This window comes from Mycobacterium sp. TH-M116 (assembly GCF_057473685.1).
In genome coordinates, this window is sequence record NZ_JBYCLC010000052.1 from 17,747 (window position 1) to 34,776 (window position 17,030).

Sequence of the window (17,030 nt, forward strand, 5' to 3'; positions counted from 1 at the left end):
CGCCTCAGTCGAACAGGCCCGGCTGGCCGAGCGCGGCGGCCCCCGGTGGCGGCGTCATGCCCAGGTGGGTCCAGGCCAACGCGGTGGCCACCCGGCCGCGCGGGGTGCGCGCGACCATGCCGGCGCGCACCAGGAACGGCTCGCACACCTCCTCGACGGTGGCGGCCTCCTCCCCGACGGCCACCGCCAGCGTCGACACCCCGACCGGGCCGCCGCCGAAGTTGCGGGTCAGCGCCGACAGCACCGCCCGGTCCAATCGGTCGAGGCCCAGCTCGTCGACGTCGTAGACCTCCAGGGCGGATTTGGCGACGTCGCGGGTGATCACACCGTCGGCGCGCACCTCGGCGAAGTCACGGACCCGGCGCAGCAGCCGGTTGGCGATCCGCGGGGTGCCGCGCGAGCGCCGGGCGATCTCCGCACCGGCGTCGGCGCCGAGCTCGATGCCCAGGATCCCCGCCGAGCGGGTCAGCACCCGCTCCAGTTCGGCCGGCTCGTAGAAATCCATGTGGGCGGTGAACCCGAAGCGATCGCGCAGCGGGCCGGTCAGCGCGCCGGACCGGGTGGTCGCGCCGACCAGCGTGAACGGCGCCACCTCCAGCGGGATCGACGTCGCCCCCGGGCCCTTGCCGACGACCACGTCGACCCGGAAGTCCTCCATGGCCAGGTAGAGCATCTCTTCGGCGGGCCGGGCAATACGGTGGATCTCATCGATGAACAACACGTCGTGCTCGATCAGGTTGGACAGCATGGCCGCCAGGTCGCCGGCGCGTTCCAACGCGGGCCCGGACGTCACCCGCAGCGACGACCCGAGCTCGGCGGCGATGATCATGGCCAGCGATGTCTTGCCCAGGCCCGGCGGCCCGGACAACAGGATGTGATCGGGCGTGCCGCCGCGATTCTTGGCTCCCTCGATGACCAGCTGCAACTGTTCGCGCACCCGCGGCTGGCCGATGAACTCCCGTAGCGAGCGGGGCCGCAGGCTGACGTCGACGTCACCCTCGCCGACGGTCAGCGACGGCGACAGCTCGCGATCGGCATGCCCCTCGGGCGTTTCGGCGTGGTCGTCCTCGCTCACCGCGACTTCCCCAGCAGCGAGAGGGCGGCCCGCAGGGCGTCCGACGTCGTCGCGTCCGCATCGCCGGCCAGCACCTTGTCGGTGGCCTCCTCGGCCTGCTTGGCGGCGAAACCGAGACCCACCAGGGCCTCCACGACGGGACCGCGCACGGTATGCCCGTTGCGTGCGGCGCCGCCCGTCGGGCCCGCCGCGCCCGCACCTACCTTGTCGCGCAGCTCGAGCACCATCCGTTCGGCCCCGCGTTTGCCGATGCCCGGCACCCGGGTCAGCGCGGTGACATCGCCGTCGTGCAGCGCCTGGCGCAACGCGGGCGCGTCGTACACCGCGAGGGTGGCCAGCGCGATCTTGGGCCCGACACCGGAGACCCCCAGCAGCGTCAAGAACAGGTCGCGGGCGTCGGCGTCGGCGAAACCGTACAACGTCATCGAGTCCTCGCGCACGATCATCGCGGTGACCAACCGGGCCTCGTCGCCGCGGCGCAAGGTCGACAACGTGGACGGGGCGGCCATCAGCTTGTAGCCCACGCCGGCGGCCTCGACGACGACGTGGTCCAGCGCCACCTCGAGCACCTCTCCCCGCACCGAGGCGATCATCGCGCGGCCTTGATCTTCGCGGCGAACTTCCTGCGTTGCTCGGCGGCCTTCTTCTCGGCCTCGGCCATCCGGGCGATCATCGGCGCCCTCCAGCAGTGGCAGATCGCCAGGGCCAGTGCGTCAGCGGCGTCGGCGGGCGTCGGTTTGGCCTGCAATGCGAGGATTCTGGTGACCATCGCGGTGACCTGCGCCTTGTCGGCGGCCCCGTTGCCGGTGACCGCGGCCTTGACCTCGCTGGGCGTATGGAAGTGGACGCCGATGTCGCGTTTGGCGGCCGCGAGCGCGATCACGCCGCCGGCCTGCGCGGTGCCCATCGCGGTGTTCGCGTTCTGATTGGCAAACACGCGCTCGATGGCCAGGACGTCGGGACGATGGGTGTCCAGCCAGTGGTCGACGGCCTCGCTGATCGCCAGCAAGCGGCGATCCAGTGGCTCGCCGGCCGGCGTCCGCACGACGTCGACGTCCAGCGCGATGACCTGGCGGCCACGACCGCTCTCGACGACGGACAGGCCGCAGCGGGTCAACCCTGGATCGACGCCCATCACCCGCATTACCCGCTCCCGCCTATAGAACAGTTGTTCGACAGCTTAGCGGGCGACGCCGACACCACTGGGCAGGACACGCGGCGCGGACGACCGGCGCCGACGCAGGTCACTCTTCGATCTCGGCCAGGATCTCGTCGGGGATGTCGGCGTTGGTCCAGACATCTTGCACGTCGTCGCTGTCTTCGAGCGCGTCGACCAGTTTCATCACCCTGCGGGCGCCCTCGGCGTCCAGCGGCACGGTCACCGACGGCTGGAACCCCGCGTCGGCGGAGTCGTAGTCGATCCCGGCGTCCTGCAGCGCGGTCCGCACGGCGACCAGGTCGGCCGGCTCGGTGAGGATCTCGAAGCTGTCGCCCAGATCGGTGACGTCCTCGGCGCCGGCCTCGAGCACGGCCGCCAGCACGTCGTCTTCGGTCAGGCCGTTCTTTTCCAGCGTGATCACGCCTTTGCGGGCGAACAGGTATGCCACCGATCCGGGGTCGGCCATGGTTCCGCCGTTGCGTGTCATCGCAACCCGCACCTCGCTGGCGGCGCGGTTGCGGTTGTCGGTGAGGCACTCGATCAACACCGCCACCCCGTTGGGGGCGTAGCCCTCGTAAGTGATGGTCTGCCAGTCGGCGCCGCCGGCCTCCTCGCCGGCGCCCCGCTTACGCGCCTTCTCGATGTTGTCGTTGGGGACCGAGCTTTTCTTGGCCTTCTGGATGGCGTCGTACAGCGTCGGGTTGCCCGCCGGGTCTCCGCCACCGACCCGGGCCGCGACCTCGATGTTCTTGATCAGGCGGGCGAACATCTTGCCGCGGCGCGCGTCTTTGACAGCCTTCTGGTGCTTGGTGGTGGCCCATTTGGAGTGGCCGCTCATGCCGTCCTATCTCATTCCCTGGTTACGTCCTGGCCAGCCGAGTCTACGTGGCCGCGCGGCGCGGTTTTCGCGGTGACACCCTGGGCGACCCGCCCGAAGGTGGACAACGCCGGCATGATCACCGCTCACCCGAGCACGGGTGGCGGAGGTTCGTCGGGAGGGAAGAATCCCGGCACCCACCGCTCGATGAGTTCCGCGTAAGCGGTCGTGGCGTCGAGTTGCACGGCCACGCCCAGCAGCCCGCCGAGGGTGCGCAGCAACATGACATAGCCGGGCGGGATGGTCAGGTTCCGGGCCATCTTGAACCGGTTGCCGAATCCGTCGGCCAGTGGATCGGCGGTGACGATCGCCGACTTCTGGAACCACTCGCGGGTGAAGTGGAACTCACCGGACCGCAATGGGTCGATGTAGGGCCACAGCGGCTGGAGGTACTCCACCAACTGCTCGGGCGTCAGATCGTAGCTGGGCGGCATGAACCGAAGCTCCTTCAACAGCCGGATGACGTGGTCCCACTGCTCGTCGCGCGCCCAGCACAGGAGTTCGCCGAAACCGGCAGGGACGCCACCGGGATGCTCGGCGACGGCACCGAAGTCGACGATCCCCAGACGGCCGTCGGGCAGCAGCATGAAGTTGCCCGGATGCGGGTCGGCGTGCACCAACCCGACCCGAGCGGGCGAGCTGAGGGTGAACTCGATGAGCAACGCGGCCGCGGAATCGCGCGCCGCGCGGGTCCCCTGGGCGATGACCGAGGACAGGCGCCGGCCTTCCATCCACTCCGAAACGACGACCTTGGGCGCGCTGGCGACCACGGGTGGCACCGCGAACTTTGGATCGCCGGCGTAGGCGGCGGCGAAGGCGCGCTGATTTTCGGCCTCCCGGCGATAGTCCAATTCCGCTTCCATGGTGTCGTGGATCTCCGCCACCAGCCGGTCCACATCGGCGCCCGGAACGACCTGCTTGGCGACCCAGCTGAACCGCTGGATCAGTTTGAGATCCGCCCGCAGAGCCTCGTCGGCGCCCGGGTATTGAATCTTGACGGCGACCTCGCGGCCGTCCCTCCACACGCCTTTATGCACCTGCCCGATGCTCGCCGCGGCGACGGGGGTGTCGTCGAAAGACCGGAATCGTTCCCGCCACTTGATGCCCAGCTGCCCGTCGAGCACCCGGTGCAGCGTGGGCGCCGGCAGCGGCGGAGCCTCACTCTGCAACTTGACCAGCGCTTCGCGGAACGGGTCGGCGAATTGCGGCGGTATCGCGGCTTCCATGACCGACAGCGCCTGTCCGACCTTCATGGCGCCGCCCTTGAGTTCGCCGAGCACCGTGAACATTTCGTCGGCGGCCTTCTCCAGGAGCTCGGCGTTCACCTCGTCCTTGGATTTGCCCGTCATCCGCTTGCCGACGCCCAGAGCGGCGCGACCGACCACCCCTGCCGGCAGACTCGCCAACTTGGCAGCCCGATGCAGCCCGCCCCGCTTGATGTCTGCCATGGGCACATCATGCCCGGTCGGCGGGCATGCCGACCGGGCGGTTGCGATCAGACCCGGCCGGTCACCATGTCCACGAACAACCGGTGGATCCGCCGGTCGCCGGTCATCTCGGGATGAAACGCCGTCGCCAGCACCGGACCCTGCCGCACCGCGACCGGGTGCCCAGCGGCCGACGCCAGCACCTCGACACCGGAACCCACCCGTTCCACCCACGGCGCGCGGATGAACACCGCCCGCACCGGATCATCCAGGCCCGCGAATCCGACATCGCCCTCGAACGAGTCGACCTGGCGCCCGAAGGCGTTGCGCCGCACCGTCATATCGATTGCGCACAGGGGCAGCGCAGTGCGCTCCCCGGCGCCGGCGTCGAGAATCTCGCTGGCGAGCAGGATCATGCCGGCACAGGCGCCGTAGGCCGGCAGGCCCCCGGCCAGCCGCGCCCGCAACGGCTCCAGCAGGTCCAGCTCGCGCAGCAGATGACTGATGGTGGTGGATTCCCCGCCCGGCAGGACCAGCCCGTCCATCGAGTCGAGTTCGCCGCGGCGGCGCACCGGGATCGCGTCGGCGCCGGCATCGCGCAGCGCGGCCAGGTGCTCGCGGGTGTCGCCCTGCAACGCCAGCACCCCGATCTTCGGGGCATTCATCGCCGCGCGGGCGGGTATCCGCGGGGGAAGCGGGTCAGGCCTTCCTGCATCACAGCGGCCACCATCTCGCCGTGCCGGTCGAAGATCTTGCCCTGGCACAGCGCGCGACCACCGCAGGCCGACGGCGAGGACTGGTCGTAGAGCAGCCACTCGTCGGCCCGGAACGTCCGCATGAACCACATCGCGTGGTCGAGTGAGGCCACTTGCAGGTGTTCACGCTCGTCGAGGTGGGTGACCTGCGCCGACCCCAGCAGCGTCAGGTCGCTCATGTAGGCCAGGGCACAGATGTGCAGCACCGGATCGTCGGGCAGCGGGTCGCGGTGGCGGAACCACACCTGCTGCTGGGAGGCCTTGCCGGGCAGGTGCTGCAGGCGTTCCTGCGGGACGATGCGGATGTCCCACTCCTCGAACTGGCGGAAACCGGCTTCGTCGAAGACCTTCATCGAGCTCAACCCCGGCAGCCCGTCCGGCGGCGGCGCCGACGGCATGGCGTCCTGGTGGCTGATGCCCTCCTGGCCGGTCTGGAACGACGCCGACATGGAGAAGATCGTTTCGCCATGCTGGACGGCGTTGACCCGCCGGGTACAGAACGAGCCGCCGTCGCGCAGCCGCTCGACGAGGAACACCGTGGGCGCGTTGGCGTCGCCGGGCCGGATGAAGTAGCCGTGCAGCGAGTGCACCAGATGTCCGGGCTCGACGGTGCGCACCGCGGACACCAGCGACTGGCCCGCCACATGTCCGCCGAAGGTGCGCTGGAAGTAGCCCGAGTCGGGGCTGAACACGTTCCCCCGATAGATGTTGACCTCGAGTTGCTCGAGATCGAGGATCTGCTCGATCGACACGCTAAAACCGTCTGCTCTTCGCGCAAGCGCTCATCGCAAGTCCTACCAGCCGCGCTGGGCGAGGCGCTCCGGCTGGGCGAGTTGCTCGGTGTTGATGCCGACCATCGGCTCACCCAGGCCACGCGACACCTTGGCCAGCACGTCGGGGTCGTCGTGGAACGCCGTGGCCTTGACGATCGCGGCGGCGCGCTGCGCGGGATCGCCGGACTTGAAGATGCCCGAGCCGACGAAGACGCCCTCGGCGCCGAGCTGCATCATCATCGCCGCGTCGGCCGGCGTGGCGATGCCGCCCGCGGTGAACAGCGTGACGGGCAGCTTGCCCGCGCGGGCCACCTCGACGACCAGGTCGTAGGGCGCCTGCAATTCCTTTGCCGCTACGAATAATTCGTCCTCCGACAGAGACGTCAGCCGGCGGATCTCGCCGCTGATAGCGCGCATGTGCGTGGTGGCGTTGGAGACGTCGCCGGTGCCGGCCTCTCCTTTGGAGCGGATCATCGCCGCGCCCTCGTTGATGCGGCGCAGCGCCTCGCCGAGGTTGGTCGCCCCGCACACGAACGGCACGGTGAACTTCCACTTGTCGATGTGGTGGGTGTAGTCGGCGGGGGTCAGCACCTCGGACTCGTCGACGTAGTCCACGCCGAGGCTCTGCAGGATCTGCGCCTCCACGAAGTGCCCGATGCGCGCCTTGGCCATCACCGGGATGGTGACGGCGTCCTTGATGCCCTCGATCATGTCGGGGTCGCTCATCCGCGACACCCCGCCCTGGGCGCGGATGTCGGCGGGTACCCGTTCCAGCGCCATCACCGCGACCGCCCCGGCGCCCTCGGCGATGCGGGCCTGCTCCGGGGTGACGACGTCCATGATGACGCCGCCCTTGAGCATCTCGGCCATGCCGCGCTTGACCCGTGCTGTTCCAGTCTTCACCGCGCTGTCCACTGCTTGCCTTTCCTCACCGTTGTGGCCCCAGTCTAGTGGGCACACACCAGCGGGTTGTCCTCCGCAACCCGTCCCATCGACAATGTGCGGCACGCGTGGCAGCACCGACCATCCATTCGTGCGCATTGGCCAACTCGACACCTCTAGCGAACGCGAGCTGGAGCCGGGCCCGGTAGCGGCGCAGAGCACGAAAGCTTGGGACGAATGCGCAACCCTGGCCGGAGGGCCTGCCAGGTGACGCTGAACGCACCGACAAGGGATCGCCGCCGCCGGGATAACCGAGGTGATCTATCAACCCACCGGGCCCGACATCGCCCGGGAATTGGCGGTGTTCATCGAGGCCGCAAAAACGGTGCGAGACGGATCGCCGCGGAAAGTTGCACGTCATGAATGACGGCGTGCCGGCAGCGCGGCACCGACCTGTTCGGCGAGGCTCACTTTTCCCGACCGGGGATCAAAAGCCCCACCCGCGAACAGATCTTCTGCTTCGGCGCGGACGGGCTGCGACGGCGGCACGACTACACCGTCGACATCCTCAGCGGTTCGCCAGGATTGAATTACGCGACCGGCTATCGCGAAGTCAGTGGCATCATGATCCCCACCATCCGCCGTGTCTACGCGTGGCGGGGAGACTACGAATGCATTCCGGATCCACTGCTGGTCGCCATCGACATGGGCGACATCGTCACACGCTGACACCCACATGGCTCTCCATAGCCAATTCGGCCACTGACGACACCGGTTACCGGACTACGAGCAGTTATCGGATGGGCCGTAGCCGCGCGCCCGCCGGGCGTGCATCCGCCAGCGCGTTCGCCTCGTCCAGCAACCCGCCGAGCTGTAGCGGGTACACCGTCTCCCCGGCCGCGGCCAGCGCCGCAATCCCCGAGGCATCGCACCAGCGGTGGCCGTGGATGTAGCGGTGTTCCAAAGCGGTGCGGTCCCGGGCGGACGGCTCGAACCGGTGGGTGCGGTGGACGAAGTAGAACTCCTCGCTGTCGATCAGCGAACCGTTGAACTCGAAGACCTCGTCGCGCCGCCACACCGGCCCGACCAGGTCGGCCGCCGCGACCCGTAGGCCCGTTTCCTCGGCCAACTCGCGCGCCGCCGCCTCGGCCAGCCGCTCGCCGGTACGCATTTCGCCGCCCACGGTGAACCACCACCGCGGCGCGGGGCGATCGGTGATCGCCGGATCCGATCCGCACAGCAGCAGTACCGCGCCGGTGTGGTCGAGCAGCACCACCCGCGCCGACGTGCGGTGGTTGAGCACCCCGTGATCGCGGTGGGCCAACGCGTGCGGCCGCTCGGCGATCTCGAAATAACTTGGCAGAGTGGCTGTTCCGCCGAGACGGAGGGCGCGCACCAGACGCCGCTCGGCCAGCGCGAGGGTGTCGCGCACCGCGTCGTTGTGGAACCGGCGGGCCAGCACCACCCGCGCCTCGGCGTCAGCCAGCTCGGCGATCAGCCCGGCCGGCAGAGACGCGGGATCGACCATCGCCAGCGCGCCGGACAGCTCGTTCTCCGCGTGTTCGCGCTCGGGGCGGGGCGCACCCTCGGCGGCGTCGGCCAGCGCCGCCAGTCGCCTGCCCTCCGACGCGCCTCCGTAGGCATCGATCGCCACAGCGCGCGCCACCACGGCGCGGCGGGCCAGCGCACCGTCGAGCGCCTGCCAGGACAGGTCGTAGCGCACGTTCAACCGGTCGAGCCGGTTGGCGGTTTGATACGCCCACACACCGGCCATCGCCAGCGCCAGGACCAGCAGGGCCACCGTGACCAACAGCCAGATCATCAGCTGGCCACCCGGACCTTGGCGCCCGCCCCGGCGACCGTCTCGTACACCCGCATGATCTGGTCGGCGACCACCGACCAGTCGTAGCCGAGCACCGCCTCGGAACCGGCCGCGACGTAGCGTTGCCGCAGCGCGTCGTCCTCCAGCACCGCGATCAGCCCGTCGGCCAGCGCGGCGCCGCTCCGGTTCGGGCCGACCGGCACCAGGCGGCCCAGCTTGCCGTCGAGCAGGACGCGCCGGAACGCGTGCAGGTCGCTGGTGACCACCGCGGTGCCGGCGGCCATCGCCTCCACCAGCACGATGCCGAAACTCTCGCCGCCGATGTTGGGAGCGCAGTACACGTCGGCGCTGCGCATCGCCGACGCCTTCCCCGCGTCGTCCACCAGGCCCAGGAAGCGGATGTGGCGCGCCAATTCGCCCGCGTGGGCGCGCAATTCGTGCTCGTCGCCGGGGCCGACGACCAGCAATTGCAGGTCCGCGAACCGCTCCACCACCCGCGGCAGGGCGTCGAGCAGCACCGACATGCCCTTGCGGGGCTCGTCGTAGCGGCCCAGGAACAGCACCGTCTTGCCCGGGCGCGGATACCCGTCCAGCAGCGGCGCGGAGGCGAACGAGGCGACATCGACGCCGTTGGGGATCTCCACCGCGTCGGTGCCCAGCGCCTCCATCTGCCAGCGCCGGGCCAGGTCGGACACCGCGATCCGGCCGACGATCTTCTCGTGCCAGGGCCGCAGCACCCCCTGGAACACCGTCAGCGTCAGCGACTTCGTCGTCGAGGTGTGAAACGTCGCGACGATCGGACCCTCGGCCACGCGCAGCGCCCACATCGACAGGCTGGGCGCGTTGGGTTCGTGCAGGTGCAGCACGTCGAAGTCGCCCTCGGCCAGCCAGCGCCGGACGCGGCCGTGCACCGCCGGGCTGAACTGCAGCCGCGCCACCGAGCCGTTGTAAGGAATCGGGATCGCCTTGCCGGCCGACACGACGTACTCGGGCAGCGACGCATCGGGGGACGCCGGGGCGAGCACGCTGACCTCGTGTCCGCGGGCGCGCATCACCTCGGCCAGCTGCAGCACATGCGACTGCACCCCGCCCGGTACGTCGAACGAGTACGGACACACCATTCCGATGCGCATCAGGCTTCCTTCGGGCGGGCCTGTCCGGCATCGGCACGGGGCGCAAGATCGGCCAGCCACTGCGGTTGCAGCATGTGCCAGTCCTCGGGGTGTGCGGCGATGTTCGTGGCGAACCGGTCGGCCAGCGCCTGGGTGATCGCACCGATGTCACCGCTGCTGCAGTCCAGGGCGGGGTGCAGCGAAATGCCCCAGCCGTCTTCTGCGAACCAGCAGTGCGCGGGCACCAGGGCGGCCCCGGTCTCGACGGCGAGCTTGGCGGGCCCGGCCGGCATCCGGGTGGGCTCGCCGAAGAAGTCGACCTGGACCCCGGCGCGGGTGAGGTCACGGTCGGCCAGCAGGCATACCGCCCGGTTGGCACGCAGCCGGTCGCACAACACGTCGAAGGGCGGTCGCTGTCCGCCGGACAGCGGCAGCACCTCGAAGCCCAGGCCCTCGCGGTAGGCGATGAAGCGCCGGTACAGCGACTCGGGTTTGAGGCGTTCGGCAACGGTGGTGAACGTGCCGTGCGTCTGCGCCATCCACACCCCGGCCATGTCCCAGTTACCGCTGTGCGGCAGTGCGAACACCGCTCCGCGGCCGGCGGCCAAGGCGGCGTCCATGTTCTCCACGCCGACGAATGAGGCGTCGAGCCGGCGCGCCAGCGTCCGGAGGTCCATGGTCGGCAGCCGGAACGCCTCACGCCAGTAGCGGGCATAGGACGCCAGCGAGGCCCGCATCAGCGGGTCAGGCACTTCGGCCGGCGCAACCCCGATGACGCGGGCCAGATTCTTGCGCAGCTGCGCCGGGCCGCCGCGCCGGGCCGCGTAGCGTGCCCCCGCGTCGAACGCGGTGCGGGCCGCGAATTCGGGCATCGTCCGCACCGCCCGCCAGCCGGTCGCATAGGTCCAGTCGCTGACGGCGCCGGTCAGCCGGTCCGGATTCAGGATCACGGCATGGGCTCCGACGCGCCGGGCGAGTTCCGCACCGTGCGCAGCCGCTGGACGCAGGTGAGCACGCTGGCCACCCCCAGCAACCACATCGCCACGGGCAGCGCGGGCTGCCACGCGAGCAAGGGAAAGTCCGACACTCCGGCGCCGGCCAGCACGATGATCAGCCGCTCCGGGCGTTCGATGAGTCCGCCGTCCCCGCGCAGCCCGCTGGCTTCCGCGCGCGCCTTGATGTAGGAGATGACCTGGGAGGTGACCAGGCAGATCGACGTCGCCGCCACCAGCAGGCGGTCGTGCAGGCCGAATGCCGCCCACCACAGCAGCCCGCCGAACACCGCGCCGTCGCTGACGCGGTCGCAGGTCGCGTCCAGCACCGCGCCGAAGCGGGTGCCGCCGCCACGTTCGCGGGCCATCGCCCCGTCGAGCATGTCGAACATGACGAAAAACGAGATCACCAGGGCGCCGACGAACAGCTTCCCCACCGGGAAAAGAGTCAGCGCCGCCGCCACCGACGCCACGGTGCCCACGACGGTGACGGCGTCCGGCGTCACACCGAGCCGCAACATGGCCCGCGCGGCGGGAGCGGTGATCCGCGCGAACGCCGCACGAGACAAGAAGGGGGCCTTACTCATGAGCCGCTCACGGCTGTCTGTCCCATTCGGTGGCCAGGAGCCGCCGCGTGTCGCGCAGCAACTGCGGAATCACCTTGGAACCGCCGATGATGGTGATGAAGTTCGCGTCGCCACCCCAGCGCGGTACGACGTGCACGTGCAGGTGCTCGGCCAGTGACCCACCCGCCGAGGTGCCCAGGTTCATGCCGACGTTGAAGCCGTGCGGTTGCGAGACGCTCTTGATCACGCGAATCGCCTTCTGAGTGAACGCCATCAGCTCGGCACTCTCCGGATCGGTCAGGTCCTCGAGCTCGGAGACCTTCCGATAGGGCACCACCATCAGATGCCCAGGGTTGTAGGGATACAGGTTGAGCACGGCGTAGACGAGTTCGCCGCGCGCGACCACCAGCCCGTCCTCGTCGGAAAGACGGGGAATGTCGGTGAACGGCTCCTCGGGTTTGGCGTCGTCGCGCTTGCGCGGCGCTTCGGCCAGATAGGTCATCCGGTAGGGCGTCCACAGGCGTTGCAGGTGATCGCACTCGCCGACACCGGTGTCGAGAATGGTCTCGTCGGCGTTTTCCGCGCCCTCCTGCGATTCACTCACCACGTGCCACCTTCACCAGTTCTGCTGTGGGAGAAGAATTCTCGCGGTCGGCGATCCAGCTCACGATGGCATCGACCGCGCTGTCGCGCGCCACGCCGTTGATCTGGCTGCGGTCGCCGAAACGGAAACTCACCGCCCCGGCCGCCGCGTCGCGGTCACCGGCCAGCAGCATGAACGGCACCCGCTGGGCGGTGTGGTGGACGATCTTCTTGGCCATCCGGTCGTCACTGCCGTCCACCTCGACCCGCACCCCACGCGACTTCAACTGCGCAGCAACGTCTTCCAGATAGGGGACATGCTCGTCGGCCACCGGGATGCCGACCACTTGAACGGGCGCCAGCCATGCCGGGAAAGCCCCCGCGTAGTGCTCGGTCAGGATGCCGAAGAACCGCTCGATCGAGCCGAACAGCGCCCGGTGGATCATCACCGGGCGCCGGCGGGCGCCGTCGGACGCGGTGTACTCGAGTGCGAAGCGCTCGGGGAAGTTGAAATCCACCTGGATGGTCGACATCTGCCAACTGCGGCCGAGCGCGTCGCGGGCCTGCACCGAGATCTTGGGGCCGTAGAACGCCGCACCTCCGGGATCGGGAACCAGCTCCAGGCCCGACTCGGCCGCCACCTGCGCCAGTGATTCGGTGGCCTGCTCCCACATCTCGTCGGAGCCGACGAACTTCTCCGGGTCCTTGGTGGAGAGCTCCAGGTAGAAGTCCTCCAGCCCGTAGTCGCCGAGCAGCTCGAGCACGAACCGCAGCAGCGACGCCAGCTCGCCGTGCAGCTGCTCGCGGGTGCAGAAGATGTGCGAGTCGTCCATGGTGAACCCGCGCGCCCGGGTCAGCCCGTGCACCACGCCGGACTTCTCGTAGCGGTACACGGTTCCGAATTCGAAGAGCCGCAAAGGCAGTTCGCGGTACGACCGCCCCCGCGAGGCGAAGATCAGCGTGTGCATCGGGCAGTTCATCGGCTTGAGGTAGTAGTCCTGGCCCGGCTTGCGCACCGTTCCGTCGTCGTCGTACTCGGCGTCGAGGTGCATCGGCGGGTACATGCCCTCGGCGTACCAGTCCAGGTGGCCCGAGGTGTGGAACAGCTGCGCCTTGGTGATGTGCGGGGTGTTGACGAACTCGTAGCCGGCCTCGATGTGCTTGCGCCGCGAGTACTCTTCGAGTTCACGGCGCACGATGCCGCCCTTGGGGTGGAAAACTGCCAGGCCGGAACCGATTTCGTCGGGGAAGCTGAACAGATCCAGCTCGGCACCCAGCTTGCGGTGGTCGCGGCGCTGAGCCTCCTCGATCAGTTCGAGGTGGCGCTCCAGCGCCTCGGCCGACTCCCAGGCGGTGCCGTAGATGCGTTGCAGGCTGGCATTTCTCTGATCGCCCCGCCAGTAGGCGGCCGAGCTGCGGGTCAGCTTGAACGCCGGGATGTGCCTGGTGGTCGGGATGTGCGGTCCGCGGCACAGGTCACTCCAGACCCGTTCCCGGGTGCGGGGATTGAGGTTGTCGTAGGCGGTGAGCTCCTCGCCCCCGACCTCCATGACCTCGGGGTCGCCGGATTTGTCGTCGACGAGTTCGAGTTTGAAGGGCTCGCCGGCCAGCTCGGCGCGCGCGGCGTCCTTGGACTCGTAGACCCGCCGGTCGAACAGCTGCCCGTCCTTGACGATCTGACGCATCCGCTTCTCCAGCGCCGCCAGGTCCTCGGGTGTGAACGGCTCCGGGACCTCGAAGTCGTAGTAGAAGCCGTCGGTGATCGGCGGCCCGATGCCCAGCTTGGCCTGCGGGAACAGGTTCTGGACGGCCTGGGCCAACACGTGGGCGGTGGAGTGCCGGATGACGCTGCGCCCCTCCTCGGTGTCGGCTGCCACCGGGACGACCTCGGCGTCGGCGTCGGGTACCCAGCTCAGGTCGCGCAGCGTGCCCTCGGCGTCGCGCACCACCACGATCGCGTCGGGCGCCCCGCGCCCGGGCAGCCCCGCGTCCCGCACGGCGGCGGCCGCGGTGGTCCCCGCGGGAACCCGGATCGTCACTGCTCCGGGGGCGGGGTCGGCGGGGGCGCTCATCGGGTCGGTTCTCCAAGCTTCGGGTGCGGTGATGATCGCTGCCATGCTATCGGGGCCGGGGCACCTCAGGGCTGCCCAGGCTTGAGCCGCACGAACAGCGCCTCGGCCTCGGCCAGCAGCTCCGCACCGTCGCTGAGCCGGCCCGACACGAAGATCTTGCGCCCGTCGACCCGGTCGATACCGGCGTCGAACTGCAGTTCCTGCTCGATCGGCACGATGTGGCGGTAGTCGACCTTGAGGTAGGCCGTGCGCTGGAAGGGGCCGCCGGTGAGCACCGAGGACGTCAGCCCCAGCACGCTGTCGAACAGCATCCCCAGGCAGCCGCCGTGCACGGCGCCGTTGCGTCCCAGATGGAACCGGGCGAACCGGGCCCAGCCGCGGATCCGGCCGTCGTCGGTTTTGTGCGCCGACATCGGGATCGCGAGGATGTTGCCGCGCATCGGCAGGTCCATCCGGCGGCCCGACGGGGAGCGCCACTCGTCGGCGTCGTACGGGCTCAGCAGCGCCGACACCTTCTCCAGCAGGTTGGCCGCCTCGGTGATCACCTCGTCGGGTGCGTCGACGGCGCGCGCGTGGTCCTGCATCCTGCGCACCGCGTCGACGAACCGGCCGTAGTCGGGTCCGCCCTTGGTCGTCGGTTCGGGAGGATTGAATCCGCCGCCGGGGTGCCGGGCCTGGTCGCTGGTCACCGGGACACCGTATCCGCCTTCGCCCCGGCGCGGTCAGGCGTTCTGTTCCCCGACGGCGCCGAGCAGTTCGACCTCTTGTTCGCTCAACTCGATCGCGGCGGCGGCCACGTTCTCCTCCAGGTGGGCCACCTTGGAAGTGCCCGGGATCGGCAACATCACCGGCGAGCGGTTGAGCAGCCACGCCAGCGCCAGCTGCGACGGTGTCGCGTCGTGCTCGGCGGCTATGTGCCCAGCGGCCCGTCCGGGTCCGCCAGCGGTCCGGCGGCCAGCGGGAACCACGGGATGAAGCCGATGCCCTGGCTCGTCGCGGCCTCCAGCAGCGGCTCGGCGCCCCGGGCGGACAGGTTGTACATGTTCTGCACCGACACGATCTCGGTGATCTGCTGGGCCGCGGTGAGCTGGTCGACGTTGACCTCCGACAGGCCGATGTGGCGGATCTTGCCCTCGTTCTTCAAGGCCACCAGCTCGCCCAACTGATCGGCCAGCGGGAAGTCCGGGTCGATGCGGTGCAGCTGGTACAGGTCGATGGTGTCGACGCCGAGGCGGCGCAGGCTCATCTCGCATTCCTGGCGCAGATACGTCGGATTTCCCAGCGGAACCCAGACGTCCGGGCCGGTGCGCAGCAGTCCGGCCTTGGTCGCGATCACCAGGCCCTGATAGGGATGCAGGGCTTCGCGGATGATCTCTTCGGACACGTAGGGGCCGTACGAGTCGGCGGTGTCGATGAAGTTGACGCCCAACTCGGCGGCGCGCCGCAGCACCCGGACGCATTCGCCGCGGTCGGCGGGCGGGCCCCATACCCCCTTGCCGGTCAGGCGCATGGCGCCGAAACCGAGCCGGTTGACGCTCAGATCGCCGCCGATGGTGAACGTTGCGGGCGCGTGGGTAAATCGCTGTGTGGTCACATCGTCGACCGTACGCCGGAAACCGGACCGCGCATCCCGGCGTGGCAAGCTGGGCGGGTGGACCTACAAGCGCTGGAACAACTTCCGCTCACCTATCCCGAGGTGGGTGCGACGGCCGCCGGCCGGCGGCCCGCCGGGTACGGCCACCTCCACGTGGAGGCCCGGATCGGCACCGGGCGCCAGCGATTCGAGCAGGCCGCCGACGCCGTCATGCGCTGGGGGATGCAACGCGGGTCGGGCCTGCGGGTACAGGCCAGTTCACAGACCGTGGTCCTGGACGCGGTGGTGGTGGTGCGGATGGGTTTTCTGCCCGCACCGTGCCGCGTGGTGTACGTCGTCGACGAACCCGACATCCGGGGCTTCGGCTACGGCACGCTTCCAGGTCACCCGGAGTCCGGCGAGGAACGCTTCGTCGTGCGCCACGACCCGGCCACCGCCGCGGTGTTCGCGGAGGTGTCGTCGTTCTCCCGTCCCGCGACCTGGTGGAGCAAGGCGGGCGGGCCGGTGGTGGCGGTGGCCCAGCGTCTCATCGCCAAGCGCTACCTGCGCGCCGTCTGACGCCCGGCAGGACCACGGAGTCCCTGACGGCGTCGCCTGTGCGGGCCCCTGGGATTGCGGGTGGGGGCCGAACGGTCAACCGGCTAGCAGGGATACCCCCGCTACGACCAACGCCATCACCTTGAGCACCTCCAAACCGACGTAGAAGTAGTGGGCGCGAGAGCGTGGCGCGTCCAGTCCGGCGAGGACCTGGTCGGAACGAGCGGTCAGCGAGGGACGCACCGCCAGCAGCTGGGCCAGGAGCGCCGCAACGGCCACGCCCAGCGCCACGGCGGATCGCACCGGTACCGGGCCGGCGGCCACGGTCGCCACGATCACGACGGCGAAGCCGATCTCGACGGCATTGAGCGCGCGGAAGACCAGGCGGCCGATGCCCAGCCCGAGCGGCAGCGTTACACCGGGCGCACGGAACTTCAGCGGCGCCTCCAGGAACGAGATGGCCAGCACCATGCCCAGCCAGACAAAGGTGACCGCAACCGCGACCGCCGACGCGCCGATCATCGGGCGTCCGCCCGCGGCGTCAGGTGCGCCACGCACAGATCGGGTTGGACGAACGCGTCGAGGCTGCTCACCGAGACCGGCGACCCCCAGGCCGCCAGGGCGCCCTGCATCACGCCGAGGTGGGCGGGGCAGACGATGCCGGTGTCGTTTTCGGCGATCTCCAGGAAAGGGCAGTGCCGCAAGCCGATCTGCTCCCGCCCCTCGGCCGTGCGGTACTCGGGGGCGAATCCGAGGTCGTCGAGCAGTCCGAACAGTCGATCGACGGCCTCCGCGGCTCCGATGG

General features: G+C 69.7%; 19 protein-coding genes and 1 pseudogene. 2 read left to right on the forward strand and 18 right to left on the reverse strand.

Going from position 1 to position 17,030, the window contains the following annotated elements; translation table 11 throughout:
• Nucleotides 1-4: 4 nt before the first annotated feature.
• From ruvB to pdxS, 8 genes are all read right to left on the reverse strand, one after another.
• A complete protein-coding gene (gene ruvB, locus AC2VOK_RS02360; protein ID WP_428899046.1) occupies nt 5-1,075 on the reverse strand; it encodes a Holliday junction branch migration DNA helicase RuvB in 1,071 nt (356 codons plus the stop codon).
• Nucleotides 1,072-1,668: a Holliday junction branch migration protein RuvA gene (gene ruvA / locus AC2VOK_RS02365; RefSeq protein ID WP_428899047.1), complete on the reverse strand. Its 597-nt coding sequence runs from the start codon at nt 1,666-1,668 to the stop codon at nt 1,072-1,074. Before ruvA ends, ruvB begins: the two co-directional genes overlap by 4 nt.
• Nucleotides 1,665-2,219 (reverse strand): crossover junction endodeoxyribonuclease RuvC, encoded by a 555-nt coding sequence (gene ruvC, locus AC2VOK_RS02370; protein WP_428899048.1) that lies wholly within the window; start codon nt 2,217-2,219, stop codon nt 1,665-1,667. Before ruvC ends, ruvA begins: the two co-directional genes overlap by 4 nt.
• Nucleotides 2,220-2,319: 100 nt before the next feature.
• Nucleotides 2,320-3,072 (reverse strand): YebC/PmpR family DNA-binding transcriptional regulator, encoded by a 753-nt coding sequence (locus AC2VOK_RS02375; protein ID WP_428899049.1) that lies wholly within the window; start codon nt 3,070-3,072, stop codon nt 2,320-2,322.
• Nucleotides 3,073-3,197: 125 nt separating this feature from the next.
• Complete coding sequence (locus AC2VOK_RS02380; RefSeq protein ID WP_428899050.1) at nt 3,198-4,559, reverse strand: ABC1 kinase family protein; 1,362 nt, start codon at nt 4,557-4,559, stop codon at nt 3,198-3,200.
• 47 nt (nt 4,560-4,606) lie between these two features.
• Entirely contained in the window at nt 4,607-5,203 is a 597-nt protein-coding gene (pdxT, locus tag AC2VOK_RS02385; RefSeq protein ID WP_428899051.1) for a pyridoxal 5'-phosphate synthase glutaminase subunit PdxT, read from the reverse strand.
• On the reverse strand, nt 5,200-6,045 hold the full coding sequence (gene tesB, locus AC2VOK_RS02390; protein WP_428899052.1) for an acyl-CoA thioesterase II: 846 nt from the start codon (nt 6,043-6,045) through the stop codon (nt 5,200-5,202). Before tesB ends, pdxT begins: the two co-directional genes overlap by 4 nt.
• A 42-nt stretch (nt 6,046-6,087) precedes the next feature.
• Nucleotides 6,088-6,981, reverse strand: coding sequence for a pyridoxal 5'-phosphate synthase lyase subunit PdxS (gene pdxS, locus AC2VOK_RS02395; protein WP_428899053.1), 894 nt, complete (start codon nt 6,979-6,981; stop codon nt 6,088-6,090).
• Nucleotides 6,982-7,371: 390 nt separating this feature from the next.
• Here pdxS and AC2VOK_RS02400 point away from each other — a divergent pair, with 390 nt between their 5' ends.
• Complete coding sequence (locus AC2VOK_RS02400; protein ID WP_428899054.1) at nt 7,372-7,677, forward strand: hypothetical protein; 306 nt, start codon at nt 7,372-7,374, stop codon at nt 7,675-7,677.
• A 64-nt stretch (nt 7,678-7,741) separates the two neighbouring features.
• On the opposite strand, the gene AC2VOK_RS02405 is transcribed toward AC2VOK_RS02400, so the two are convergent.
• From AC2VOK_RS02405 to AC2VOK_RS02440, 8 genes and pseudogenes are all read right to left on the reverse strand, one after another.
• Nucleotides 7,742-8,770 (reverse strand): NUDIX hydrolase, encoded by a 1,029-nt coding sequence (locus AC2VOK_RS02405; RefSeq protein WP_428899055.1) that lies wholly within the window; start codon nt 8,768-8,770, stop codon nt 7,742-7,744.
• Complete coding sequence (locus AC2VOK_RS02410) at nt 8,770-9,903, reverse strand: glycosyltransferase family 4 protein (RefSeq protein ID WP_428899056.1); 1,134 nt, start codon at nt 9,901-9,903, stop codon at nt 8,770-8,772. The genes AC2VOK_RS02405 and AC2VOK_RS02410 overlap by 1 nt, the downstream gene beginning before the upstream one ends.
• Complete coding sequence (locus AC2VOK_RS02415; RefSeq protein WP_428899057.1) at nt 9,903-10,832, reverse strand: phosphatidylinositol mannoside acyltransferase; 930 nt, start codon at nt 10,830-10,832, stop codon at nt 9,903-9,905. The genes AC2VOK_RS02410 and AC2VOK_RS02415 overlap by 1 nt, the downstream gene beginning before the upstream one ends.
• A complete protein-coding gene (pgsA, locus tag AC2VOK_RS02420) occupies nt 10,829-11,461 on the reverse strand; it encodes a phosphatidylinositol phosphate synthase (protein WP_428899058.1) in 633 nt (210 codons plus the stop codon). The genes AC2VOK_RS02415 and pgsA overlap by 4 nt, the downstream gene beginning before the upstream one ends.
• A gap of 7 nt (nt 11,462-11,468) precedes the next feature.
• Entirely contained in the window at nt 11,469-12,044 is a 576-nt protein-coding gene (locus AC2VOK_RS02425; RefSeq protein WP_428899059.1) for an ATP adenylyltransferase, read from the reverse strand.
• Complete coding sequence (thrS, locus tag AC2VOK_RS02430; RefSeq protein WP_428899060.1) at nt 12,037-14,094, reverse strand: threonine--tRNA ligase; 2,058 nt, start codon at nt 14,092-14,094, stop codon at nt 12,037-12,039. Before thrS ends, AC2VOK_RS02425 begins: the two co-directional genes overlap by 8 nt.
• 65 nt (nt 14,095-14,159) lie before the next feature.
• Nucleotides 14,160-14,783: a PaaI family thioesterase gene (locus AC2VOK_RS02435; RefSeq protein WP_428899061.1), complete on the reverse strand. Its 624-nt coding sequence runs from the start codon at nt 14,781-14,783 to the stop codon at nt 14,160-14,162.
• Nucleotides 14,784-14,816: 33 nt separating this feature from the next.
• A pseudogene (locus AC2VOK_RS02440) lies at nt 14,817-15,604 on the reverse strand (aldo/keto reductase).
• Nucleotides 15,605-15,745: 141 nt separating this feature from the next.
• On the opposite strand from AC2VOK_RS02440, the gene AC2VOK_RS02445 reads away from it, so the two are divergent.
• Complete coding sequence (locus AC2VOK_RS02445) at nt 15,746-16,246, forward strand: DUF1990 domain-containing protein (protein WP_428899062.1); 501 nt, start codon at nt 15,746-15,748, stop codon at nt 16,244-16,246.
• Nucleotides 16,247-16,321: 75 nt separating this feature from the next.
• On the opposite strand, the gene AC2VOK_RS02450 is transcribed toward AC2VOK_RS02445, so the two are convergent.
• Both AC2VOK_RS02450 and AC2VOK_RS02455 read right to left on the reverse strand, forming a co-directional pair.
• The gene (locus tag AC2VOK_RS02450; RefSeq protein ID WP_428899063.1) at nt 16,322-16,747 is read right to left on the reverse strand and encodes a hypothetical protein; all 426 of its coding nucleotides are present in this window, start codon (nt 16,745-16,747) and stop codon (nt 16,322-16,324) included.
• Nucleotides 16,744-17,030, reverse strand: a 287-nt coding sequence (locus tag AC2VOK_RS02455) for a helix-turn-helix domain-containing protein (RefSeq protein WP_486944280.1), incomplete at its 5' end; no start/stop codon positions are given. The genes AC2VOK_RS02450 and AC2VOK_RS02455, both read right to left, overlap by 4 nt.